Annotated in this window: 23 protein-coding genes and 1 pseudogene; 4 read left to right on the plus strand and 20 right to left on the minus strand. The window is 55.5% G+C overall.

Translation table 11 applies throughout. From position 1 onward, the window contains the following. Positions 1-3: 3 nt before the first annotated feature. The 15 genes from tssH to ACLHV9_RS20920 all read right to left on the minus strand — a co-directional run bounded on the left by tssH (position 4) and on the right by ACLHV9_RS20920 (position 17,094). Positions 4-2,664: a type VI secretion system ATPase TssH gene (gene tssH, locus ACLHV9_RS20850; protein WP_108090450.1), complete on the minus strand. Its 2,661-nt coding sequence runs from the start codon at positions 2,662-2,664 to the stop codon at positions 4-6. A 171-nt stretch (positions 2,665-2,835) separates the two neighbouring features. Next, a complete protein-coding gene (gene hcp, locus ACLHV9_RS20855; RefSeq protein WP_108090451.1) occupies positions 2,836-3,327 on the minus strand; it encodes a type VI secretion system effector Hcp in 492 nt (163 codons plus the stop codon). A 13-nt stretch (positions 3,328-3,340) separates the two neighbouring features. Then, the gene (locus ACLHV9_RS20860; protein WP_108090452.1) at positions 3,341-5,008 is read right to left on the minus strand and encodes an OmpA family protein; all 1,668 of its coding nucleotides are present in this window, start codon (positions 5,006-5,008) and stop codon (positions 3,341-3,343) included. Then, complete coding sequence (gene tssL / locus ACLHV9_RS20865; protein WP_108090453.1) at positions 5,008-5,727, minus strand: type VI secretion system protein TssL, short form; 720 nt, start codon at positions 5,725-5,727, stop codon at positions 5,008-5,010. The genes ACLHV9_RS20860 and tssL overlap by 1 nt, the downstream gene beginning before the upstream one ends. Then, on the minus strand, positions 5,724-7,073 hold the full coding sequence (tssK, locus tag ACLHV9_RS20870) for a type VI secretion system baseplate subunit TssK (RefSeq protein WP_108090454.1): 1,350 nt from the start codon (positions 7,071-7,073) through the stop codon (positions 5,724-5,726). Before tssK ends, tssL begins: the two co-directional genes overlap by 4 nt. An 18-nt stretch (positions 7,074-7,091) precedes the next feature. After that, positions 7,092-8,639: a type VI secretion system contractile sheath large subunit gene (gene tssC, locus ACLHV9_RS20875; protein ID WP_028019674.1), complete on the minus strand. Its 1,548-nt coding sequence runs from the start codon at positions 8,637-8,639 to the stop codon at positions 7,092-7,094. Between the two features lie 33 nt (positions 8,640-8,672). Continuing rightward, complete coding sequence (gene tssB / locus ACLHV9_RS20880) at positions 8,673-9,173, minus strand: type VI secretion system contractile sheath small subunit (protein WP_028019673.1); 501 nt, start codon at positions 9,171-9,173, stop codon at positions 8,673-8,675. A gap of 661 nt (positions 9,174-9,834) precedes the next feature. Further along, complete coding sequence (locus ACLHV9_RS20885) at positions 9,835-10,464, minus strand: NrsF family protein (RefSeq protein ID WP_049005029.1); 630 nt, start codon at positions 10,462-10,464, stop codon at positions 9,835-9,837. Next, positions 10,451-11,008 carry a sigma-70 family RNA polymerase sigma factor gene (locus tag ACLHV9_RS20890; protein ID WP_108090456.1) on the minus strand — a complete coding sequence of 186 codons (558 nt, stop codon included), beginning with the start codon at positions 11,006-11,008 and terminating at the stop codon, positions 10,451-10,453. The genes ACLHV9_RS20885 and ACLHV9_RS20890 overlap by 14 nt, the downstream gene beginning before the upstream one ends. 20 nt (positions 11,009-11,028) lie before the next feature. Further along, positions 11,029-12,261: a protein-disulfide reductase DsbD family protein gene (locus ACLHV9_RS20895; RefSeq protein WP_407221047.1), complete on the minus strand. Its 1,233-nt coding sequence runs from the start codon at positions 12,259-12,261 to the stop codon at positions 11,029-11,031. Between the two features lie 20 nt (positions 12,262-12,281). Next, complete coding sequence (locus ACLHV9_RS20900) at positions 12,282-12,833, minus strand: peroxiredoxin (RefSeq protein ID WP_108090458.1); 552 nt, start codon at positions 12,831-12,833, stop codon at positions 12,282-12,284. A 129-nt stretch (positions 12,834-12,962) separates the two neighbouring features. After that, positions 12,963-14,825: a bifunctional glutathionylspermidine amidase/synthase gene (gene gss, locus ACLHV9_RS20905; RefSeq protein WP_028019668.1), complete on the minus strand. Its 1,863-nt coding sequence runs from the start codon at positions 14,823-14,825 to the stop codon at positions 12,963-12,965. 112 nt (positions 14,826-14,937) lie between these two features. Next, positions 14,938-15,915 carry an ABC transporter ATP-binding protein gene (locus ACLHV9_RS20910; protein ID WP_108090459.1) on the minus strand — a complete coding sequence of 326 codons (978 nt, stop codon included), beginning with the start codon at positions 15,913-15,915 and terminating at the stop codon, positions 14,938-14,940. Further along, complete coding sequence (locus tag ACLHV9_RS20915) at positions 15,912-16,889, minus strand: ABC transporter ATP-binding protein (protein ID WP_049005035.1); 978 nt, start codon at positions 16,887-16,889, stop codon at positions 15,912-15,914. The genes ACLHV9_RS20910 and ACLHV9_RS20915 overlap by 4 nt, the downstream gene beginning before the upstream one ends. Further along, positions 16,882-17,094 carry an ABC transporter permease subunit gene (locus tag ACLHV9_RS20920; protein WP_232104789.1) on the minus strand — a complete coding sequence of 71 codons (213 nt, stop codon included), beginning with the start codon at positions 17,092-17,094 and terminating at the stop codon, positions 16,882-16,884. The genes ACLHV9_RS20915 and ACLHV9_RS20920 overlap by 8 nt, the downstream gene beginning before the upstream one ends. Here ACLHV9_RS20920 and ACLHV9_RS20925 point away from each other — a divergent pair. Together ACLHV9_RS20925 and ACLHV9_RS20930 are read left to right on the plus strand one after the other, a co-directional pair. Continuing rightward, positions 17,092-17,172: pseudogene (locus tag ACLHV9_RS20925) on the plus strand (hypothetical protein); the annotation flags it as partial. The gene ACLHV9_RS20920 and the pseudogene ACLHV9_RS20925 sit on opposite strands and share 3 nt — an antisense overlap. Then, entirely contained in the window at positions 17,169-18,320 is a 1,152-nt protein-coding gene (locus ACLHV9_RS20930) for an IS30-like element IS30 family transposase (RefSeq protein WP_001254932.1), read from the plus strand. The pseudogene ACLHV9_RS20925 and the gene ACLHV9_RS20930, both read left to right, overlap by 4 nt. Here the strand turns inward: ACLHV9_RS20930 and ACLHV9_RS20935 are convergent. Genes ACLHV9_RS20935 through ACLHV9_RS20945 form a run of 3 tightly spaced genes read right to left on the minus strand, consistent with a single transcriptional unit; the run spans position 18,240 to position 21,544 of the window. After that, positions 18,240-18,950 (minus strand): ABC transporter permease, encoded by a 711-nt coding sequence (locus ACLHV9_RS20935; RefSeq protein ID WP_410375935.1) that lies wholly within the window; start codon positions 18,948-18,950, stop codon positions 18,240-18,242. The two genes, ACLHV9_RS20930 and ACLHV9_RS20935, sit on opposite strands and share 81 nt — an antisense overlap. Positions 18,951-18,955: 5 nt before the next feature. Then, positions 18,956-19,909 (minus strand): ABC transporter permease, encoded by a 954-nt coding sequence (locus ACLHV9_RS20940; protein ID WP_028019664.1) that lies wholly within the window; start codon positions 19,907-19,909, stop codon positions 18,956-18,958. 45 nt (positions 19,910-19,954) lie between these two features. Beyond that, the gene (locus ACLHV9_RS20945; RefSeq protein WP_108090460.1) at positions 19,955-21,544 is read right to left on the minus strand and encodes an ABC transporter substrate-binding protein; all 1,590 of its coding nucleotides are present in this window, start codon (positions 21,542-21,544) and stop codon (positions 19,955-19,957) included. Between the two features lie 245 nt (positions 21,545-21,789). On the opposite strand from ACLHV9_RS20945, the gene yghU reads away from it, so the two are divergent. Next, complete coding sequence (yghU, locus tag ACLHV9_RS20950; protein WP_108090461.1) at positions 21,790-22,656, plus strand: glutathione-dependent disulfide-bond oxidoreductase; 867 nt, start codon at positions 21,790-21,792, stop codon at positions 22,654-22,656. Positions 22,657-22,816: 160 nt separating this feature from the next. Then, positions 22,817-23,149 carry a YMGG-like glycine zipper-containing protein gene (locus tag ACLHV9_RS20955; protein ID WP_028019661.1) on the plus strand — a complete coding sequence of 111 codons (333 nt, stop codon included), beginning with the start codon at positions 22,817-22,819 and terminating at the stop codon, positions 23,147-23,149. A gap of 73 nt (positions 23,150-23,222) precedes the next feature. Here the strand turns inward: ACLHV9_RS20955 and ACLHV9_RS20960 are convergent, their stop codons facing one another. Further along, complete coding sequence (locus ACLHV9_RS20960; protein ID WP_028019660.1) at positions 23,223-24,125, minus strand: alpha/beta hydrolase; 903 nt, start codon at positions 24,123-24,125, stop codon at positions 23,223-23,225. Continuing rightward, the gene (locus ACLHV9_RS20965) at positions 24,115-25,011 is read right to left on the minus strand and encodes an alpha/beta fold hydrolase (protein ID WP_407221049.1); all 897 of its coding nucleotides are present in this window, start codon (positions 25,009-25,011) and stop codon (positions 24,115-24,117) included. Before ACLHV9_RS20965 ends, ACLHV9_RS20960 begins: the two co-directional genes overlap by 11 nt. Positions 25,012-25,026: the final 15 nt, after the last annotated feature.

Here is a 25,026-nt window from a genome sequence, read left to right on the forward strand (position 1 = left end):
CGTTTATCCTCTGACAGGCTCAGTAGCCGGTTCGTCAAATGCCAGCACGATCCCTTCTTCCTCATTCCACCCTAACGTCAGTGAAGTCGGTTTCTGCTTCGCCGCCATATGGCTGAGCAGCTGCTGGCTAAGCACCGGCAGAATTTGCTGGTTGAGCAGGCTGTCGACGTTACGCGCCCCGGTATCCGGCAGCAGGCAGGCTGCGGTCAGGGCGTCATACAGGCTCTCGTCAATATACGTGGTCAGGCCGTAGTGACGATGTAAGCGCTTACTGACCTGTGCGAGCTTCATCTCAACGATGGTGCGCATAGCCGTTTCCGCCAGCGGGCGGTAAATCACGGTCTGGAAGCGGGCGAGCAGCGCCGGCTGGAAGTGGTCTCGCAGGATCGGACGCAGCAGTTCGTGGAGATCGCCTTCGGTGGCCTCCGGCTGTTCGTCGATCAACTGCATCAGGTGGTCGCTGCCAAGATTCGAGGTCATCAGAATGACGGTGTTACGGAAGTCTATTTCACGCCCTTCGCCGTCGCGCATAAAGCCGCGGTCGAATACCTGATAGAACAGGTTCATCACGTCACGATGTGCCTTTTCTACTTCATCGAGCAATACCACGCTGTAAGGGCGCTTGCGCACCGCTTCAGTGAGAATACCGCCCTGTCCGTAACCGACGTAACCCGGAGGCGAGCCCTTCAGCTGGGAAACAGTGTGCGGCTCCTGGTACTCGGACAGGTTGATGGTAATCAGCGATTTTTCACCACCGTACATCACGTCTGCCAGTGCAAGCGCAGTTTCAGTCTTACCGACGCCACTCGGGCCAACCAGCAGGAACACGCCCTGCGGACCGTTCTCGGACGTAAGCCCGGTTTTCGCCGCACGCAAGCGCTGGGCGATGGCGGTCAGCGCCACATCCTGCCCAACCACGCGTTTGCCGATTTCATTTTCCAGGGTTAACAGCTCAGTTTGCTCGTCCTTCATCAGCGAGGAAAGCGGTACGCCCGTCCAGTCTGCAATCACGGTGGCAACGGTGCGTACGTCCACATCAACGGAGAGCAGCGGGTTGCTGCGCTGCATTTGATTGAGTTCCTGTTGCAGCGCGTGGGTCTCGCTCTGGCGGGAAATGTCCTGGCGGCATTCCAGCAGTTGTTCGGTGAGTTTCAGCTCCTGACCGTACTGGGTTTCCAGTTCGTCGAGCCCGACGATAAGGTCGTTCTCTTCCTGCTCGATGGCGGTCAGGCGTTCACCGTGGCTCTGATTGCCGACTGCGATATCTTCCAGCAGCGCCTGCTTCTCCATTTCAAGAGAGGTAATCTGCGCGCGAATGCGGGTCAGCTGTTCCGGCATAGTGTCCAGGCTCATACGCACGCGCGCAGCGGCGGTGTCCAGAAGATCTACCGCCTTGTCCGGCAACTGGCGGCCGGTCAGGTAGCGACGGGAGAGCGTGACCGCGGCACGGACCGCATCATCGGTGATATGCACGTTGTGGTGTTCGGCGTAGCGGGATTTCAGGCCGCGCAGCATCAGGCAAGCAGTGTCATCGTCCGGCTCGTCTACTTTCACCATCTGAAAGCGGCGTTCCAGGGCGGCGTCGCGCTCGAAGTATTGTTTGTATTCAGACCAGGTGGTGGCCGCAATGGTGCGCAGTTCGCCACGTGCCAGCGCAGGTTTCAGCAGGTTCGCCGCATCCGCGCCGCCGGCCTGGTTACCGGCCCCAATGATAGTGTGGGCTTCATCGATAAACAGCAAAATCGGTACCAGCGACTGCTGCACGGCATCAATGACGTTTTTCAGACGCTGCTCGAATTCGCCCTTCACGCCTGCACCCGCCTGCAGCAGGCCGAGATCCAGGGTGCGCAGTACCACTGGCTTGAGGGATTCCGGCACATTGCCCTCGGCGATACGCAGCGCCAGGCCTTCGACCAGCGCCGTTTTGCCGACGCCAGGTTCGCCCACCAGAATCGGGTTGTTCTTGCGACGGCGGGAGAGGATGTCCACCATCTGGCGAATTTCAGTGTCGCGCCCAAAGACCGGGTCGATCTTGCCCTCTTTCGCTTTGGCGGTAACGTCGAGGGTGAATTTATCCAGTGCGTTCTGCAATGCCGGGCTTAGTTCGCCTTCTCTTATCTCAGCACCAACAGGACGTCCAACAAATTCCACTTCGCCACCGTGGTTTTGTGCCAGTTCAGCTTCCTGTTGCACATCCGGGCGCTCTTCGGACTGCGCATCCAGCAGCGGGCGCAGGCGCTCCAACTGGCTCTGCCCGAGCGTCAGCAGTGGCCACAGACCATCGCAGCGCGCCAGTTTAGGCTTATCGACCAGCGCCATCAGCAAATGCACACTGCGGATGTTCTCTTCCCCATTAAGGGAGGCAATCAACCAGGCTTGCTGCATCAGCGTCTGAATGCTGTCTGAAAGCTGCGGGCGACTGCGAACAGTGCGGGGAAGTGTATCCAGCCAGCCGAGCAACTCCTGCCACAGCGCATCCATATCCCACTCGTAGCGGCGTGCCAGCACCGTCAGGTCGCCTTCCCCCTGTTCGAGCAGCTTCAGCAGCCAGTGCTCCGGCAAAATTTCCGCATGGGCGCGGGTCTGGCAGAGCGACGCTGCGCCTTCCATCGCACGGGCACAGTAAGGGTTCAGACGTCGCAACAGGATGGCTGGATTTTCCATGAATCTCTCTCTTTGTCGGTTCCTGGACACGCTACCGCCCATCGCTGTTTCCCGTGAAGGGGACCAAAGCGCATATGGTCAGGCTGGCAGTTTGTGGTTTTCTTTGCTGAAAGCCCGTTACATACAGGCACTCAGCAAAAAACTGCGGACAGGGCCCTGTCCGCATGCGACTTACGCAGTAGCGCGTTCGTTCCAGGAATCGGAATGAATGATGTTGCCGTCTTTGTAGGTCCAGGTGATTTTTTCGTAACGCAGTTCGATCTGCTCGAGATGGTTGTGCTTCTCGAAAGAAGGATCCTTGATGTCGTGCATCACAGGGTTCACTTTCACCACTTTCACGTTTTCCAGTTTGGTGTTGAAGTACTCCACTTCCTGGCCCGCGTCGTTGATCTTGTACCACTTGAATTCCGCAGACTTCAGGGTCTGGCCGGTGGTCACAGCCTTGTAGAGGTACGGGCTGGAGGAGTCGATTTCCTTGGTGAACATGAATGGGGTGTGGATACGGGTACCGGTCAGCTTGCCGGTGTTGTTATCGGTTGGGATGTACAGGTTATGTTGCTGTGCAACCACTTCGATGCTGCCTTCACGATCCTGAACGTCCACAGAACCTTTGATGTCCGCACCGCCGTCGTCTTTCAGCCAAAGATAAACAGGAATTGCCATCGGATTTACTCCATTAATGTTGAGAAACGTCATCATCCTGCGATGACGCTGAGGTTTTGCCGGGTATCTGACAGGCATTGGCCTGCGGTACCAGACTGATTTCGACACGGCGGTTGAGCGCTCTGCCCTCCGGGGTGTCATTGGTTGCGACCGGGCGGCTCTCGCCATAGCCCTGCACCGCAAAACAGCTTTCCGGCACGTCACCGGTGTCACGCATCCAGTCGCGTACCGCTTCGGCACGCTTAAGGGACAACGTCTGGTTCAGTTGCGGATTGCCGGTGTTATCGGTATGCCCGGACACGACAATCAGCCAGCCTGGTTTGGCCTTGATGCCCACCAGCGAGTTGACCAGCATTTTGGTGGAGCCGGATTTGAGCTCGAATTTGCCCGAGTCGAACAGCGACATGCTGTCGAGGCGAACAATTTTCGGCACCACTTTTGGTTTTGGTGGCGGCGGAGGTGGTACGTAGGTATCGATGGCCTGCTGAACGCTCAGCCACAGGCGATCGCCCGGATAGAGCCCCAGACCATAACGCTGCGGCTCGCCCTGGCGCTGCCAGCGTTCCAGCAGTAAAGCGTCCTGCTGTAGGGCATACAGGGACTGCGCCTTCGGTGCGTAGTGCGTCATTGGAATGGCATACCAGCGCTGCAGATCGGAGGCGATAAGCCCGATTAGGGACTGGTTATGTAGCACGGACAGGCCAAGTGCACTGACGATGCAAAGCAGCAGGAACATCACCACCCGACGCCCGGTTTTCCCGCCCTGAAGTGGCATGGCAAAAGGTGCAAGCAAAGGCAGAACAGGGTCTGCAAAGTGCCACAGTGCGGGATACGTCGCGGTTGCAACTGGAGGCAGCAATTTCGAATGGCGGAACAACCACTGCGGCCAGACGGACTCTGTCAGAGTACGAAGAGAGCCACTGCGGACAACCACCGCAAACGGCGTGACGGCCGGGCACAGACTGTCCACTTTGGTCAGCTCATCCATCACCACCTGTTGTAACATGCTCATAGCATGAGAAAGATATGGCAGACGGGTCACGTTTTGCGGAAGAGCCCGCCACTCATCCAGCGTCAGCGCCGGTTCATCCGCCGGGCAGACCAGCGGAGTTTTACCCCGGATCACAATCCACGGTGTTTCCGGGCCGGAAAACTCACCCGCCAGTACAACTGGCGGCAGGTAGCCAGAAAGATTCTTCAGCTGTTTCACCTGCTGGCGGAGCACTTTCAGGGAGGCACGCAGCAATCCTTCATCCTCGTGCAAATCCGGCAGGCAGCGGAACATCACCACCAGTTGCCCGGCCATGCGAGGCTCACGCGCCAGTAAGCGATCGGCAAACTTGCTTAACTGATCCGTTGCACCGACGTTCAGATAGCAGCCCTGCGCAGTGGTACGGCACCCACCTTCCGTAAAAAGGTGCTCGCTGAGATCGCCGCACACCAGCAAAACCGGTCCGGTAAAACCAGATGGAGGATACACACCCTCATCGGCTTGCTTCCCGGTTGGCTGCTGACGACGATAGCGGCGACGCATCACCAGCAAGGCTAAAATGCTCCCTGCGAGCGTCAGCGCGCTTTTAAACAGTGCGGAGACATTCACAAATCCCCAGATAACCCAGAGTGCAGCAGCCAGGCACATCAGCACCGGAAATACAGCCCGTAGCAGTGCAGATCTTCGCATCAGTGCAGCTCCGGAAGTTGCTGGTGTAGCAGATCCTGCAACCACAGGTGACCACCCGCCCAGACCAGCACCGTGAGCACCACGGCCAGGATTATCCAGAACCACACGGAACGCAGAAGGTTGTAACGACGTTTTCCGGTTTTCTGTACGACCAGATCCACACCGGTCTCCAGCGGTGGTACTCGCTCATTCAGGGCAGCAATGACTTCTTCACGCTGCTCCTGCCCAACGCCGGAGAGGCTGAACTGCCCCTGGAACCCCAGCGCAAGAACACGCTGGTAGCAGGTTAGCACTGCCGGGACCGGAGACGGCTGGCGCAGCACTTCCGCAATACGATCGTATAACGCCCCGCCCGCACGCAGCGAACCAAAGTAACGGGCCTGCAGCGGTGCAGCACGCCAGGCTTTGATACCTTCGTCCACATCGATCTTCTGCATCCCTTCAGACTCAGATTCACCGGCATCCGCTTCAGGATCAGCAACGACAGGTTTACGGTTCATCACCGCTTCATCCAGCAAAGCGCATTGCGCATAAGAAATATGCGTGATGCTCTCGCTGTCATAACCGGCCCGCTCCAGTGCTTCACGTACACTTTCCACCTGCACGCAGCAGTTTTTATACAGCGCCTGCCCATCCGGCGCCCTGGCACCGTGACGCAGCTGCGCCACGGTAAGCCAGGTGTCCGCCATCAGGCTGTCGATATCGATATCCTTTCTCATGAGCGCAGCACCGCAAATAGTTCAAGTTCAAGCTCACCCAGCAGCGACGGTACGTAGAACAGGCACACGCCCTGCTCCAACATGTCATGCGCTGCACGACTCTCCATATCCAGCACGAAGTACTGATTTTCCAGGCGCACCGGCAACGCCGCAGGCACGCGGCTGAGAGGGATAAGACCAATCCCTTCCATCGCCACACCGGAAATCTGCCCCACATCGTCCGGTGTACCGGCCATCGCCATTTCGGCAAACTTCTCGGCCACCTGCCAGGCAGGCAGATTCGAACGGACAGACAGGTAGAAATCGGCTTCTTCGCGCAGACGAATATCGTGCAGTACCGCCTTCCAGGTCTGCTCGTCCTGACGGGTCATGTTCACGGCAACAACACGCGACGGCAGGCTGGCTTCCAGCAATTCACTGATCAACTCAAACAGAGGTGGGAAGGTATTTTCCGGTACCTGATGGTCGTATCCTGGGATGGCATCCAGATCGCGCTCCAGTGAGAACGTCAACATACTGCCAGCCAGGCGCGCCAGTTCAGCCCAAACCTGTTCAGGATGCCGGGCCGGGAAGCGTTCGAACTCAGTCAGCACGCGGGCATGGGTATTCAGCGCATTCAGCAACCAGAACAGAGAGACGTCCGCCACGGCAAAATCCGCCATGCGATCGTTACTTTCACGACGCATTGCCATCAGACGCTGACGGCGGGAACGCAACTGGCGATTCAGCAAGACCAGACGTTCACGCAGGAGATTGCTCGCTGAGAACATTACCATCGGCGGCACAAAATCAGGGTCCTGACGCCATGCACCTTGCCCGTCACGCAGCAGACGAGCGACAGCACAGGTCTGCCAGGCATCGTTACTTTCGTGATCGAAGCGGAATGCCAGATTAAATCGGGCCACCGCCATCGGCTCTTCTTCCTGTCCGAAGGCATCCTGAACCGTCACCCACTCTTCGCGATAGCGCAGCGGACGCTCAGCAGGCACCGTATCGGTCTGAACGTTCACAATCCCTGGCAGCATGACCGGCAGAGCGACAAACACGGTCACGCTGTCCGTACGCCCGGAATTCGGAGGCAGAATTTCACGAGGCTCTGGCGACAGATCGCTACTTTGGGTATCAATCAGCGTGCCATCCGGCAACCACAGGCGCAGCGACTGCGCCTGTACTCGTCCGGAAGCCAGGAGCGCTTCATTCAGTTCCACGTGTTCGACACCCCACGGGAAGGGGGTGGTCAACGTGGACAGGCCTGCTCGGGAAAACGCCTCCCATTCAGACTGCTGCTGGAACTGTTGTGGGGCCAGCAAAGCCCCTTCGTTCCATAACGGACGATATATTTTCATCCCTGATTTTCCCTCGCCTTACGACTTGGCCTTCGGCATCTGGGAAACCAGTGACAGGTTGACGTCCATCCCTTCCACCTGGAAGTGCGGGATAGCAAACAGTTTCACGCGGAAGAAGCCCGGGTTATCCTCGATGTCTTCTACCACCACTTTCGCATCGCGCAGCGGATGTGACGCCTGCAGCTCATCGCCCGGATCGGTCATTTCCGTCACCAGACCGCGAACCCAGGTGTTGAGCTCAAGTTCCAGCAAACGACGATCCTTAGTGGTGCCGATGTTTTCGCGCTGAATCAGCTTAAGGTAGTGCGCAATACGCGACAGCAGGAAAATGTACGGCAGACGGGCGTTGATGCGGCTGTTGGCGGTAGCATCAGCGGTGTCGTACAGCGCCGGTTTCTGGGTAGAGTTCGCAGAGAAGAAGCACGCATAGTCGCGGTTGCGATAGTAGGACAAGGGAATGAACCCCAGATTCGCAAATTCAAACTCGCGGGTTTCCGGGATCATCACTTCTGACGGGATCTTGACCTGATTACCGGTACCCAGATCGTACAGATGGATTGGCAGATCCTGCACGGCACCACCGGCCTGCGGGCCACGAATTTGTACACACCAGCCGTTGTTGATGAAGCTGCGAACCATGTTGGATGCAAAGGCGAAGGATGCGTTGGTCCACAGGTATTTATCGTGATCCGGGCCTTTCACTTCTTCCACGTAGTTGAAGCTCCGCACTGGCACGGTATCCGGACCATACGGCAGACGTCCCAGCACGCGTGGCATCACCAGGCCGATATAACGGGAATCATCCGTCTCGCGGAACGATTTCCACTTGATGTACTCCGCACGGTCGAAGTAGTTACCAATGTCTTTGATGGCCGCGACATCTTCCATGGTATCTTTCAGGAAGAATTTCGGACCTGCAGAGCCGATAAACGGCATATGCGCGGCAGCTGAGACTTTCGAGATGTTACGCAACAGGGCAACGTCCTGTGCAGACGCGTCAAATTCGTATGCGGAAATCAGCGCAGCAATAGGCTCTCCACCCGGCGTGTCATACTCATCAATGTATGTCTGCTTATATAATCCGCTCTGGATAATTTCCGGGCTGTCTTCGAAGTCCTGACGCAGATCTTCTTTAGACATATCAAGCAGTTCGACTTTCACGTTCTGGCGGAAATCGGTTTTGTCGACAAGGGATTTAACGCCGCGCCACAGACTTTCTACCGCCTGAAAGTCTTCATGGTGCATGACAGCGTCAAGCTGACGGCTAATCTGGTAGTCCAGTTCTGCGATATGATGGTCAATCAGGTTTTTGTCGAGTTTTTCAACTTTTGAGCCCGATTTTGTCAGGCACTCCAGGAACACCTGCATCCCCGCCGTTAAGCGCTCATCCGCAGTCGCATCCGACATCGCCTGCGCGTCCTGCCAGATATCCAGTGCACTCAGTTCAGACACCGGATTCAGATTGATTTTCTCAAACAGAGACGCGTAAACCCCACCTGCTGCAGGACGTTCAAGCACCACACTCTCGCCACCAGCGGCATTCTCATTTTTTACAGACATCAACATCTTCCTTATTAATCCGTTTAAACAACGTGACCGTTATGGCTGTTTCGGAGCCAGAGCTGACAGCTCAGTTCTGAGTTCTGCGCTTAATTCCGGGTCGAGGAGAATTTTTTCCAGCTCCTTTCGGAATGCCTGGTTATCCAGCAGGTTTGCTTTTAAATCACGCAGCAAATTACGCATGGACAGCATCGCCTTCAGCTGTGGAATTTGTCGTGAGACCTGTTCCGGTGTGAAATCCTTCATGCTCTGGAATGTCAGACTGATATTGTCTTCACTGCCATCACCGGCAAGCGTGTTTTTGACGGTCAGATTTACTTTTGGGGAATATTCGGAAAGCACAGAGTCAAAGTTATTTTTGTTGAGATTAACTTTTTTACGCTCGGATAATGACGCGGACTCCTGGCCATGACTGAAATCGCCCGCCACCAGTAATTTCAGAGGAAGCTCCGTTTTCTTACTCGCGCCACCGGTATGCAGATCCAGTTTTAGATTAATACGTGCCTTGGGAATTTCGGATTGATAGGAAGAGTTAGACATAGCTGTCCCTGTTCTATGGAGTTATAAAAACGATCAATACCAGCGAGAATTTAATAAGAATGGCAAACCCAGCCAGAACATCTTCCTGGTTCACATAATCCGACGAGAATCAAAATCCCGGAGTTAAAAGCGAGCGCATTCTATTCACCAGCATGTCGACACTGTATTTTGGGTATTTCTCTGAAATAAAAAATTTCGGATAAGACCCACTAGCGGTGAGTGTAGGAACGTTCCCTACGGGACTGGAAATGAAAATATGTAACAGAAAGTTACATATTCAAATTTAACAAAAAAAGATCATCATTCTGATTTATAAGAATTTTCTTTAAGACATCCATGTAAACCCCATGGGATAAGGCTGCTTAGTAAGCGATCAATTTAACTTAGGGATGAAATCGAGCAAAATCTCACCTGACTCGTGAAATATCTGATTTTGTACTTTTTTAAAAAAATGAGAGATTGGAAGGGAATGAGTATGTTTAAAATAGCATGCACACCCAGCATGGCGTGCAACATTAATTCATTTACAAGATCATTTAACACACACGAAATTATTCACAAAAAATATATATCAGTAGTCCACTACAGAAGAGTATCGAAAAAAATATAAGATAATTACCGCTGTGAGCAATGCAATCACGCTCCGGCGATGCGTTTGAATTCACCTTACTCTGACCCACCGCCATCCAATAGCCATTGTCGCCGCCACAATCGTCACTCCCGCCGCCACATGCAGCAGAAAATCCAATGGATGTACCTCCACCGGATGGCAAAATGACAGTAACGTCAGCGCCATACAGGACACCCCCGCTCCAGCGATAGCTAACGTACGTAACGGATACAACGTCCGCGTTCTGCGTAAATACGCGATCACAATCGCGACCATTGGTGTGCTGACCGCCATCATAAACAGATAGCAATTCACCTCGTCGGGATGATGGGCCTGAATATGCGTCCGTCCGAGGCTTAACACCACGCCCCCCAGCCAGAGTGCAATCAACGGTGCGAACCCTTTCCAGCCCAACAGCTTACGCCCGGCAATACTCAGCAGAAACGCATTGCGAATGGCCAGTGTCCCCATGACAAATGCCAGAATAAGCTGAAACGCCGCCAGTATTGCGCCGGATTGCGTCCAGTCCGTTGCCACACGCTGAAATACCAGACTGCTTAACCAGCCACACGGCAGTGCCATCAGCAGCCACGCGACAACGCGTCGGTTGCTTGCCCAGGGCCGACGTATCGGACTGGCATCCTGACTGAGTTTTGCAATTAAAAGATTATGATCGGCCATGGTTCGCTCCCATCCGGCGAAGGTTGGTTAGTGCTCTGTGTAGTAACGATTTCACGGCAGCAATGCTTAAATTATAACGAGCAGCAGCCTCCGCAAGACTCATTTCCTGTAGATGGATATGCTCCACAATCTGGCGCTGACGCGAAGGAAGCTGGTCTAATATCATCGCCAACTCTTCTTCCCTTTCTTCATCTTCCGGGGTGTTGTCAGAGACCTCCTCTGCAATCTGCCCATCACCCGTTTCACGTAGCCAGTGATGGCCACGCCTGCGTAATGCGTCAACGGTTCTGGCCCGGGCGATAGCCATCAACCAGGGCAAAAAAGGACAGGCCGGATCGTAGGTATGCCGCACCCGGTGAACCGTCAACAGGACGTCCTGAATAACGTCGTCCACCAGCACGCTGTCGGAAATCTGCTTGTGAACAATCGCCCTGATCGCCGGGACGATAGCCCGCAACAACTGTGTATAAGCCTCGCGTTCGCCCGCCTGAGCGCGAGCCATTAGCGCGGGCCAGGCTTCACGCGGCGCTAAACCGCTATCCATTTTTCGCCATGGCAGTTACCTCATGCTTTTTTACCGGATGCCTGATTCAGGGCGTTAACGACAATTGAGGGCGTCAGAACCTGAGGAAGCACTTTCGGTGCGCTACCATCTGCAGGGTAAACCACGTAGAGAGGTAACCCACCCTGCCCGAAGGTGTTCATCGCATCATCAATATCGGCGTTAAACCTGGTGGAATCCGCCACCATATAGACCGTTCCCGTTTCGGCCAGGGCCTGTTTCACCGCCGCGGTTGAGAGTGACGTTCGCTCGTTCACCTGGCAGGTGATACACCACGACGCCGTAAAATCCACAAAAATGGCTTTGCCATGCCCGCGCATCTTTTCTACCGTCTGCGGTGACCACGTTACCCGCGTGATGTTTTCTGCGCTCAGCACTTCCGGCTGAGAGGACTGGGTGTGCATCACACCCGGTAGCGGGCTGATAGCCGCAATCAACAGCACCGCGGTGACCGCCAACAGCACTTTATAGGGCTGACCGGTATAGCGTCTGCGCTGTGCCATACCGTACAACCACGCCGCAAAGCTCACCACCACCGCACTCGCAAGCAGAGCCGCCAACGCCGTCGTACCTGCCTGCTGTGTAAGTACCCACACCAGCCAGGCAAAGGCACCGAGCATTGGGAATGCCAAACCACGCTTAAGGATATCCATCCAGGTACCTGGTCGGGGCAAGCGTTCGGCAATAGCCGGAAAGAGTGAGATCAGCGTAAACGGTGCCGCGAACCCGAGTGCCAGCGCGAGAAAAATACCCAGCGAAACGGCCGGAGTCTGCACCAGTGCATACCCTACCGCGCCGGCCATAAAGGGCGCTGAGCACGGTGTCGCGACCACAATCGCCAGCGCACCGGTTAATGCCGAGCGGGTAAACGCGCCGCGCCCGACCGAGATTTCCCCTGCTCGTTGAAGCGATAACCCCACCTCAAACACACCGAGCAGGTTCAGTGACGCCCCCAGAATAACCAGCGCCAGTGCAGCAATGACCAGCGGAGACTGAAGCTGGAACCCCCAGCCAACAGCCATTCCACCCGCCCGCAGCGCCAGCAGTACGCCTGCTAAGACCAGCATGGTAAAAATCACACCCAGCAGAAACCCAATCCCTTCGGTGCGCGCGCTCCGGGTATCGCCTTGATGACGTAAAATCCCTAACGCCTTAAGGGAAATGACCGGGAACACACAGGGCATAAAGTTGAGAATAATGCCGCCCACAAAGGCGGCCAGCATGGCAGTTAACATAGCAAACCCCGGCGGCTAAATTACGAGTGCGAATTTGCGTATTTTTTCACGGCATCCATGGTTTTCTGGATGTGCTCGTCAGGGTTACGATCGGTATAACTCAGCAGGATTTTGCCATCCGGCGCGATAACGAATGAGGTACGGTCAGACACCGTTTTACCGTTCATCTGCATCAACGTCTGGTATTCGGCTGCCACTTTCGCGCCAGGGTCAGCCGCAACGGCAAATTTATCGCGACACTCCAGCTTCGAGAATTCATCCACCTGATCGACATTCCCGGCAGTTACCCCCACCACGGTTGCGCCCAGTTTCCTGAAGTCATCCGTCGCTTCAGCGAAAGCATGAGCCTCAAGGGTGCAGCCTTTGGTAAATGCCGCCGGGAAGAAATAGAGCACCACCGGGCCTTTCTGCAGCGCCTGCTGAAGAGAGAAGGTGAGCGGTTTGCCGCCAAGCGCCCCCTGCAAACTGAAATCCGGCGCTTTCGCACCGGCTTCAAGGGCAGCATGGGCACTAAGGGTGAAAAGGGAAAGACTCAGAACGGCGGCGGCTGACAAGGTATTCAAACGTTTCATGGGCGGCTCCATCAGAGAAAAAGGTGCTGTATGAATAATAGTTCGCACGCTAACGCCTGAAGGTTTCGCTCACGGATAAAAAAAATCCGCAAGGGTCGCTTGCGGATCTTTGCTTACGCTCTGCGGAGGCTATTCATCTTTCACCACAATCAATGGCTCAATATCGCTCTCTTTCTTCACCACCAGCGAGTCGTCGCCGCGAAGGCAGGTTCCGCCGTAGTTACCGCCCACGGTAAAGGTACAGACCTGAATGTGCTTGCCATCAACGTTTGGCAGGCACCACAGCTGCTGGTAGATGTTTTTGCGGTCGACAAACTTGCCGCTGGATTTATCAAGCAGCTCATCCTCAGGGCTGATCAGATCGATATTGCTGCCGCAGCGTCCGGCAATCGGTTTAACGGCATAGCCGGTCTGTTTCAGCAGGTCGTTAACCTCAAAATCGGTATCAAGCAGGTAACGATGATTCGGGAACAGCTGCCAGAGTACCGGGAGGATTGCCTTGTTGCCGGGAATAACCGTCCACAGCGGTTCAAACACCAGAACTTCCGGGCGCAGCAGGACGTCAATCAGGCGCACTTCGCCTTCAGGATGTCCGGTGCGGATCGGCACGGCGGCATACTCGGTTTCGCTCACCTCGCGGATTTGTTCGATCGCGGTTTCCCACGCCCAGGTCTTCCACACGCAATTCACGTGACGGCCTTCGTCGTCAATCAGCTGTCCGGCAGCATCCCAGCTCAGTGCGCCGAGCCCATGCAGAATTTTGGTTTCAAACCCGGCCTGCAGCAGAGAACGCTGAATAAACAGCGCGTGATAATCCTCCTCGACATCGTTGTCCTGCATGATGTGCACAAACGGACGCGCATGGCTGTGTTTCCAGGCCCCGGTTAGCTCTTCCAGCAGCCCTTCCGCCGGGTTATGTCCGTTGCCGCGATAGCCGTTTTTCACCCACTCTTCGAGAATTAGTCCGCCCTCGGTGTGGCAGGACGCGGAATCAGCGTTGTACTCGTAGACCTTAATGCCCCGCTCATCCATGCAGAAATCCATACGACCGGTAATCATATGGTGACGGCGCCACTGCCAGGAGAGGCGCAGACGTGGCCAGAGAATTTTAGGGATGTCGAAAAGTGCCAGTAAGTTGTCGTCTTTCAACACTTTGTCGGTCGCATGCAGGTACATCAGGTGCAGTTCGTTAGTCGCTTTGATCAGCTCCTGCTCGGCGCTTTCGGTAATGGTGAAGTACTGGCAGGGATCTTTATTGATAAAGTGGCCGTTCGCGCGGACATATGCCTGCTGCAACGCGTCGTTTTCGTTAAGCCATTTACCGTCGAACTGACGTTTGTTTTTCAACCGCGCGCCGCTGATTTTCAACAGCGCACCGTCGATTTCCGGCTGGGGAATGCTGTGTTCCGTGCCGTCCGTCTGGATCATCCAGCCGAGAATTTCAGTGTCGTTGAAGGTGTCATGAATGGTGTAGCACCCGTTCTCGACGCTCAAACGCAGTTCGCGCGTCCACTGCTGCCCAAGCGGCAATGGTGAGTGAATGACGTTCTGCTCCGCGATACGGACCTTATCGTCCAGGAGCTGGGTGATCACCGCTACGTGGCCGGTCTCATGAAACTCCCCACCCTTTTGCCAGATAAGCAGCGCTCCGGCTCGCGGCGCGCGTTTCGAACCGTTGGAAAAGGCCTGTAACGGCAGAATGTTATCGTTCACTACCTGGCGCAAAAAGCGCAGGGAGAAGATCTCCCACGCCATGCCGACATCGGTAAAAACGAAACCATAGTTGAGGAACAGGAAACGGCGGGCAAACTCAACACATTGCCACTTGTGGCCCATGTATTCATTGCCGATATAGCTGCGAAAATCCGCATCTTCCGGGTACTTACGCGGATCGAGACTGCCGTAATTTGAAGAGTAAATCGCCACGCCACCCGGCGCATAGCCTAATAACGTCCCGAATGGCGCGTCACTGCTTAACTTTCCTTTACGCATGTATCCAACCTAAAACAGGCAGGCGGCAATTTTTTGAAAGGGTTGTCGTCGTCTGCACGTTGTAATTAACCTGACAGAGGTGGATTTATCATACACCTGCAAGGCACATTAATTACATGTTAAACAACCAACATGCCGCGAAATGTCCTGGTGCAATCTCCTGCATGGCAGGCTCCTGCGTCTGGCAAACCGGCATGGCGTGCGGGCAGCGGCTGCAGAACTTACAGCCCGCGAGCGCGGACGTGGGGCCAGGAATGTCGCCGCGCAGGGTTGCATCTTCGAGATTGCGAATGCGCGGATCGGGTTGGGGAACCGCCGCCAGCAGCGCGCGGGTGTAAGGGTGCGCCGGACGCTGATACAGTTCATTCGCCGGGGCCACCTCCACCAGTTTGCCGAGATACATCACCCCAATGCGGCTGGAGATATGCCGCACCATGGAGAGATCGTGGGCGATGAACAGATAGGTTAGCCCCAGCTCCTGCTGCAGATCCTGCAGAATATTCACCACCTGCGCCTGCACCGAGACGTCCAGCGCCGAGAGCGGCTCATCGCACAGCACAAATTCAGGATGCACGGACAACGCGCGGGCGATACTGATGCGCTGACGCTGCCCGCCGCTGAACTCATGCGGGAATCGTTCAAGATGTTCGTGCTTGAGCCCCACTTTGTAGAGCAGCGTTTCCGTGCGTTCCCGCTGTTCTTCGCGGCTGTAGCCGTGGATCTGCATCGGCTCGGCCACCAGCTGTCGCACGGTCATTCCGGGGTTGAGCGAGGAATAAGGATCCTGAAAAATCGCCTGCATCCGCTTACGCAGCGGCTTAAGCTCTTTTTCGCGGGCGTGGGCGATCGCCTGCCCGGCAAAGTTGATCTCGCCCGAGGTGATATCGAAAAGGCGCAGGATGGCGCGCCCGAGGGTGGATTTCCCGCAGCCGGACTCCCCCACCAGGCCAAACGTTTCGCCAGGCTGGATATCAAAGCTCACGCCATCAACCGCTTTCACGGCCACGCCTTTACGCAGCAAACCGCCGTTGAGCGGATAGTGCTTGCGCAAATCGCGCACGCTCACTAATGGCGCCTGTTGTTCACTCATGCCTGAATCTCCTTGTCGGCCCATAGCCAGCAGGCAGCACGATGCCCCTCTCCTGCGGTGTAAAATGCGGGTTGTCGTTCACACTGGGGCGTGCGTTTCGGGCAGCGTTCCGCGAACGGACAGCCCGGCGGCGGGTTAAGCAGGCCAGGCGGCGAACCTTCAATCGGCGATAAACGCTGATTCACCTCATCCGGGCGCGGCAGCGAGGCCAGCAGCCCCTGGGTGTAAGGATGCGCAGGGCGATAAAAAATATCTTCCACGCTCCCTTCCTCCATCACCAGCCCGCCGTACATCACCACCACGCGACTGCAGACCTGCGCCACCACGCCGAGATCGTGGGTGATCAGCAGAATCGCGGTTTGGGTTTGCTTTTGCAGGCTTTTCAGCAGGCGCAGGATCTGCGCCTGAATGGTGACGTCCAGCGCGGTGGTCGGCTCATCGGCTATAAGAAGCTTCGGGTTGCAGGAGAGCGCAATTGCGATCATTACCCGCTGGCGCATCCCGCCGCTGAACTCGTGCGGATACTGGTCGTATCGGCGTTCCGCCTCGGCAATACCCACCTGTTCCAGCATGGCGATCGCCGCTGCCCTGGCCGCTTTTTTGGTCAGTCCTTTATTGCGCATCAGGATCTCAGCCATCTGTTTGCCGATGGTTAGCACCGGGTTCAGGGCGGTCATCGGATCCTGGAAAATCATCGCGATCTCGTTGCCGCGAATGGCGCGCATCTGCGCGGGGGTTTTCTGCGCCAGGTCCTCGTTCTGGAACCGGATACTGCCCCCGGCGATCCGTCCGTTGTTCCCCAGAAGCTGAATGATCGACTTACAGGTGACGCTTTTCCCGCAGCCCGACTCGCCAACAATGCCGACAAGTTCCCCCGGCTGCACCTGAAAGCTCACGCCGCGCACCGCATGAACCTCGCCCTCGCGGGTGCGGAACGTGGTTTGCAGGTTCTCAAGCGCTAATAAGTTACTCATCGCGATTCGCTCCTGGCTCAAAGGCGGTACGAAATACATCGCCCAGCACGTTAAAGCTGAACACCGTCAACAGGATCAGAATGCCGGGGAACATCGCCAGCCACGATGCCTCGCCAATGTAAGACTGCGCGTTGTTAAGCATGCTTCCCCACGACGCCGCAGGCGCCTGCACGCCCAGCCCCAGGAAGCTGAGCGTTGACTCCATCAAAATGGCCGATGTAGATTCAATTGGTCAACGCAACAGTTATGTGAAAACATGGGGTTGCGGAGGTTTTTTGAATGAGACGAACATTTACAGCAGAGGAAAAAGCCTCTGTTTTTGAACTATGGAAGAACGGAACAGGCTTCAGTGAAATAGCGAATATCCTGGGTTCAAAACCCGGAACGATCTTCACTATGTTAAGGGATACTGGCGGCATAAAACCCCATGAGCGTAAGCGGGCTGTAGCTCACCTGACACTGTCTGAGCGCGAGGAGATACGAGCTGGTTTGTCAGCCAAAATGAGCATTCGTGCGATAGCTACTGCGCTGAATCGCAGTCCTTCGACGATCTCACGTGAAGTTCAGCGTAATCGGGGCAGACGCTATTACAAAGCTGTTGATGCTAATAACCGAGCCAACAGAATGGCGAAAAGGCCAAAACCGTGCTTACTGGATCAAAATTTACCATTGCGAAAGCTTGTTCTGGAAAAGCTGGAGATGAAATGGTCTCCAGAGCAAATATCAGGATGGTTAAGGCGAACAAAACCACGTCAAAAAACGCTGCGAATATCACCTGAGACAATTTATAAAACGCTGTACTTTCGTAGCCGTGAAGCGCTACACCACCTGAATATACAGCATCTGCGACGGTCGCATAGCCTTCGCCATGGCAGGCGTCATACCCGCAAAGGCGAAAGAGGTACGATTAACATAGTGAACGGAACACCAATTCACGAACGTTCCCGAAATATCGATAACAGACGCTCTCTGGGGCATTGGGAGGGCGATTTAGTCTCAGGTACAAAAAACTCTCATATAGCCACACTTGTAGACCGAAAATCACGTTATACGATCATCCTTAGACTCAGGGGCAAAGATTCTGTCTCAGTAAATCAGGCTCTTACCGACAAATTCCTGAGTTTACCGTCAGAACTCAGAAAATCACTGACATGGGACAGAGGAATGGAACTGGCCAGACATCTAGAATTTACTGTCAGCACCGGCGTTAAAGTTTACTTCTGCGATCCTCAGAGTCCTTGGCAGCGGGGAACAAATGAGAACACAAATGGGCTAATTCGGCAGTACTTTCCTAAAAAGACATGTCTTGCCCAATATACTCAACATGAACTAGATCTGGTTGCTGCTCAGCTAAACAACAGACCGAGAAAGACACTGAAGTTCAAAACACCGAAAGAGATAATTGAAAGGGGTGTTGCATTGACAGATTGAATCTACAGAGGCGATATTGAGCGTGGCCGCCACGATAATGGTCGGCAGCACGCCGGGAATAATGTGGCGCATGATAATGCGCAGAGGATGCTCCCCCGACGCGCGGGCATACAGCACGTACTCGCGCTCTTTCACCGATAGGGTTTCAGCACGCACCAGCCGCGACATGTTCATCCACGTCAGCAGGCTGATAATCAGAATGATGTTATCCACGCCCGGCTTGAGGTAAGCATTCACCACCAGCAGCAGGAAGAAGGCCGGAATGGCCATCAGGATATCCACGGCGCGCATCATCAGGTTATCCAGCCAGCCGCCAAAATAGCCGCTCACCGTTCCCACTACCGTGCCGATAAGCGTGGAAAAGAGCATGGCGAGAAAACCGACCATCAGGGAGATCTGGCCGCCATACAGCGCGCGGGTGAAGTAGTCGCGTCCGTACTCGTCGGTGCCGAACCAGTGCGCGGCATCCGGTGGCAACGTGCGTGCGCCAAGCGCCATCCGATCCGGATCGTACGGACTTAAGCCCGCACAGAGCGCGGCGACAACGAAAATAAAAAGCACAAACAGGGAGAACTGCGCCGGACGGTTGCGGCGCAGCTGGTGACGAACCTGCTGCCAGCGTCTGCTCATCCGGGTTACCTCAGCGTACGAATGCGGGGATCGGCGAAGCGATAAAGCACATCGGCGATCAGGTTACCGACGATCAGCATCATCGACGAGAGCATGATGATCGCCATGATCAGCGGGTAGTCCAGCGAAGCGATCGACTGGATCCCGAGCAGCCCCATCCCTGGCCAGGAGAAGACGCTTTCCGTCACATAGGCCCCCACAATCAGCTCACCGAACGACAGGCCGAACAGGGTGATCACCGGCAGCAACACGTTTTTCAGCACATGGCGGAACAGAATACTGGAGCGCGTCGCGCCGTAAGCCACTTGGGTCTGCACGTAGTCGGCCGAGAGCTGCGAGATGGTGTTGGAGCGGATGTAGCGCACGTAGCTGGAGAGGTTATAGAACGTGAGGGCAATACACGGCAGCACGCCGTGGCGCAGCAGATCCAGCCCGTTGTCCTCCATGCCGATGGTGCGCATTCCCATGCTGGGGAACCAGTTAAGCTGCACGGCAAAAACGGTGATGAGCAAAATGCCGAACCAGAAAATCGGTACCGAGATGCCGATATAGGCGAATAAATTGAGCAGATGATCCAGCCAGCGGTGCTTAAATGCCCCCGCCAGCAGGCCCAGCGGGATCGCCAGCACGATAGCCATCAGCAGCGACGACCCCATCAGCCCCAGCGTGGCCGGAATGCGTTCGCCGATCATCTCCAGCACCGGGCGGTGGTAAATCAGCGAATAGCCGAGATCGCCCTGCAGGACGTTTTTTAGCCACAGGACGTACTGCGTGACCAGGGGCTTATCCAGCCCCAGGCTCTGGCGAATACGTTCGATATCCTCCGGGGCCATACGCGGCGTGATGTACGCCGCCACCGGATCGCCGGGCGCGAGTTTGACCAGCAAAAACGCCACCAGTGAAATAAAGAACAGCATCGGCAGTAATTGCAGCAGCCGACGCGTAAGAAGTGTGTTCACGACGTGCCCTTACCAAAGCCCCGACCCGACGGCCGGGACAATCGCTTATTTCTGATAGATTTTTGACAGATCCTGGAAGAGGTAGACTGGTTTCGGCTCTGCCTCCTGGGTGCCGCCGAAACGCTTGTCCACCGCGACGGTCGCATTGGTATAGGCGATCGGGTAGTACGTCATGTCGTTTGCCACGGTCTGCTGAATTTGCTTGTAGATATCGGCACGTTTCGCGGCGTCGGTTTCCACCGCGCCTTTATCCCACAGGGCATCAAACTGCGGATTTTTGTAGTGCGCGTAGTTATAGGCTTCGTTGCTCATGAACAGCGATTTGTAACCATCCGGCTCGGAGCCCATGATGTAGCCGCCCAGGTTCAGCTCCCATGCGGTATTGTTCATATCAAGGCTGCGCTGAGACATGGCGTTGGAGTCCAGCGGCATCAGCTCCACGCTCACCCCAATGCCCTTCAGCGCCTGCTGAATGTAGAGCGCCATGCTCTCCTGGGTTTTGTTGGTGTTCACATACGCCAGGCGCAGCTTGAGGTTATCCGGCGCGCCGGATGTTTTCAGCAGGTCTTTGGCTTTTTGCAGATCGAATTTGTACTGCTCGACGTCATCCGTCTTGTAAAGCGTATCTGGCGTCAGGAACGAGGTTGCCGGTTTGGCGTAGTCGAGCGAGGTAAACGCGGTCTGGGTCAGCTCGTCCTTGTTGATGGCATAAGCAATGGCCTGACGCAGCGCTTTGCTCTTCATCACCGGCACGTTCTGGTTGAACGTCATATAGGCCAGACGACCTTCCGGATAGACCACAAAGTCAAACTTCCCGGTATTTTTCAGGCGATTCACATCCTGCGGATCAACCATCTTGAGGTTGATTTCACCGTTTTGCAGCGCAAGGTTGGCGGCGTTACTGTCTTTGGCGAAACGGTAGGTGACCGAATCAAGCTTCGCTTTGCCGTTCCAGTAATCATCGAAACGGGTCAGGGCGTAATATTGTCCGGCGCGGTACTCTTTGAATTTGAACGGGCCAGAACCCACTGGTGCATCGTTTTTGCTGCTCTTTTCCAGGTCACCTTCACCGGCGAACACGTGCTGCGGGATCGGGTAGATCTGTACCAGAGTGCCGGTAAAGGCCGCACTGACCTGCGGTAACGTGAACTTAACGATGCGGTCGTCAACCTTGCTCACCTCAACGGGCTTGCCGCCCCAGGTAAACATGCTGCGGAAGAAGCTATGCTGTTTAGCATCCAGCAGTTTATTGAACGTAAAGACCACGTCGTCCGCCGTCAGCGGCTGTCCATCCTGCCATTTGAGGTTGGGTTTTAACGTCAGGGTATAACTCAGATTGTCGGCGGAGGGCGTCAGGCTTTCCGCCAGACCCCACTCAATGTTGCCGTTATTAAAGCTATACAGCGGGGCATAGAGTGCCTGCATGATCGTTAACGTGGTACGGTCGCTGGCATAGAGAGGATTAACGGCTAACGGGTCGCCGGAGGTTATACCAATAATCAGCGAGCCGCCCTCTTTTGGCGCATCGCTTTTTGCCGCTGCGGGCGTATTTGTCTCTTTATTTTTCGCATCATCACAGCCAGCCAGGCCTAACGCGAGCGAAACCAGCACTGCCGATAACAGAAGCTTGCGCATCTCACTAACTCCTTGCCTTATAAAGTGTTTATTACTGCATCTTTTATTTATGTTGAAGCATCATATGCAGCTTTATCGGTTTCCGCATTAATTATGAAAATGCGATTTTCGATTAAGCTTATGCCGAATTTGATATATATAAGCGCCAGAAGGAATAGCGGTTAATTGATTGCGCTCACATCGTTAAACGGTTCACAAATCTCCTGCTACACTGCCTCAACACATCACTCAAAAGGCAGACCAACATGTCAGACAACACTTATCAGCCACCGAAAGTGTGGGAATGGAAAAAGAACAACGGCGGTGCATTCGCCAACATCAACCGTCCGATTTCCGGCGCAACGCATGAGAAAGAGCTCCCTGTGGGTTCTCATCCGCTACAGCTCTACTCCCTGGGCACACCGAACGGTCAGAAAGTGACGATCATGCTCGAAGAGCTGCTGGCGCTGGGCGTGACGGGCGCCGAGTACGACGCATGGTTGATCCGCATTGGCGAAGGCGATCAGTTCTCCAGCGGTTTTGTAGAGGTGAACCCGAACTCGAAAATACCCGCGCTGCGCGATCACTCCACGACTCCGCCGACGCGCGTATTTGAATCCGGCAGCATTCTGCTTTACCTGGCAGAAAAATTTGGTCACTTCCTGCCAAAAGATCCGGCAGGCCGCACGGAAACCCTGAACTGGTTGTTCTGGCTGCAAGGGGCCGCCCCGTTCCTCGGCGGCGGGTTTGGCCACTTCTACAACTATGCTCCGGTGAAAATTGAATATGCGATTGACCGCTTCACCATGGAAGCCAAACGCCTGTTCGACGTGCTGGATAAACAGCTGGCACGCGGCCGTTACGTGGCCGGTGAGGAATACACCATCGCGGATATGGCAATCTGGCCGTGGTTTGGCTGCGTCGCGCTGGGAAGCGTGTATAACGCCGCCGAGTTCCTGGACGCGGAGAAGTACATCAACGTTCAGCGCTGGGCAAAAGACATTGCGAACCGCCATGCCGTTAAGCGCGGACGCATCGTTAACCGCACCAGCGGCGAGCTGAACGAGCAGCTTCACGAACGCCACGCGGCGAGTGACTTCGAGACAAATACCGAAGACAAACGTCAGGCGTGATAGCTGGCCGGGCGGGACACCGCCCGGCTGCAAGGATCCTTTCCCAGGGCATGATTAGCTTAAAGGCTGACCCTATATTGCTGGCACTATTTGTCCGTTTTTCTCACACCAGACCGTGAGATACGACGAATTAACCGACAGCAGTCACAAAGGATCTGTTATGAAACTCATTAAAACAACGCTGGTTATCAGCGCTCTCATTTTTTCTACCTCGGGAATGGCCATCGACAAAACCGCTGCCGGCGCGGTAGCAGGCGCGGCCATTGGCGCAGCCACGGGCAAAGATCTGAAATCAACCGTTGGCGGTGCCGTCGTTGGCGCTGGCACAGGGGCGATGTTCAAAAACGGCGAAAAAGGCAAAGACGCGCGTAAAGGTGGTGCGGTAGGTGCTGCCGTGGGCGCAGGTGCCGCGGCGGTTACCGGCAAGAGCGTACTGAAAGGTGCGGCGGTTGGTGCGGGTACAGGCGCGCTGATTGGTGAAGCGACGCACTAAGGCTGTGTGCCACCTTGTGAACAGGCATGAATAATAAACCCAGCGATCGCGCTGGGTTTTTTGTTTTTTTGAATTAGATACAAGCCCGTTCGAATAACCGACGCGCGGCTGGCGTTAACCCTGACATATGCATGCAGGCATGCACCATTCCCGGCAACCGTTCACAGCGTACTGGCACCCCCGCCTCCTCAAGCCGCAGAGCATACTCTTCAGCCTCATCGCGCAAGGGATCATATTCACAACTCAGGATGGTTGCTGGCGGTAACCCCCTCAGCGAGGCCATATGCAGCGGCTCGGCATAAGGATGACGACATTCTCCCAGATAGTTCTCCCAGCAAAACACCATCGCATCACGCGTTAAATAATAACCTTCAGCAAATTCACAATAGCTTTGGGACGACATTTCGCGACTTAACGCCGGGTAGAGCAGCAACTGATGCTCAATGTGAGGTCCGCCGCGATCCCGGGCCAGCAGAGCTGTCGCGGCAGCAAGATTGCCGCCAGCACTGTCGCCGCCCACCGCCAGACGGGTCGCATCTATCCCCAAAAGCGCGGCCTGTTCACTGGCCCAGCACAGTGCCTGATAAACATCTTCTAACGGCCTTGGGAAGGGGAACTCCGGTGCCAGACGGTAATCAACGGAGAGTATTTTCCGACCAGTAGCATTGGCCAGTGCCTGACAGGGCCGATCGTACAGCGACAGCGAGCCCAGACACCATCCGCCGCCGTGAGCAAAGAGCATTGCAGGCAGAACGATTTCAGCGTTTGAGGCAGCAGGCGTATACGCGCGAAGACCGATAGCGTAACCATCATCAGCGATAACAACGTAATGTTGAATGCCGCAATCTGTTTCCTCCTCACCCTGTAGCCGCAACAAATCCACTTCGGTGGCGGCACGCAGGTCGGCTAACGACGCCGGTTGCGGCGCGCCCGATGACGCAGCCAGAAAGTCTGCAATGTTTTTATCAAGCGGCACGATCGGTGTCCTCTGAGAGAAAGGGTACGATTAGCCCAATAAACGCCTCATGACACTCTTCGGTAATAAAATGCCCGCAGTCCGCCACCGTCTCGCCACGCAAATCAAGGGCATTGCCCTGTAGAGTTATCAACGCCGCATCACGCGTCGCATGTTCGGCCCCCACCGTTAACACCGGCATGGTTAGCGGCGTTTGCGCACGGCGCTGGTTCTGCCGGATGGTTTCCGGTATAGCGCGATAATAGTCGAATCCCGCACGCAGCCCGCCGGGCGTTGAATAGGCGGCGATATACACCTCTGCGGCAACCCGTTCACGTCGATGAGACCAGCGGTCGAAAATATAGCTGAGATACTGTGATTCGCGCCCGCTGGTCAGGGTTTCGGGTAGATCCGCCAGTTGATTGAACATGAAGTGCCAGAGAAAGATGTTCTCTTCCGGTGCGACAAAAATCGGCGGTGGTGGTGCCAGTCCAGGGATAACCGCTTCTGTCAGCACAAGTCTTTCTATCGCCTGAGGAAAATCGCTCGCCATGGCATAACCAACCCACATGCCGATATCGTGACCCACTATGCTATAACGCGAATGGCCCAGCTGCGCCATCATGGTATGCAGCATGGCACCGACACGTCCGGTATCATAGCCGTCGCGCGGTTTATCTGACTCACCAATGCCCGGAGGGTCGACCGCTATCGCCTGAAAACCCGCCGCCGCCAGCGCCTGAAGGACATAGCGCCAGGTATACCAGGTCTGCGGCCAGCCCGGTATCAGCAATACCGGTTGTCCTTTTCCCGCCACGACGCAGTGGATGCGCTGTCCGTTCACTTTCGTATAGACGTGTTCTGCCCTGAGATCCGCGTGCGCGATCTCACCGTATTGTTGTTCCATGGGGACTCCCTGTGA

The organism is Enterobacter sp. CPE_E890 (assembly GCF_046521475.1).
Taxonomy (GTDB): domain Bacteria; phylum Pseudomonadota; class Gammaproteobacteria; order Enterobacterales; family Enterobacteriaceae; genus Enterobacter; species Enterobacter adelaidei.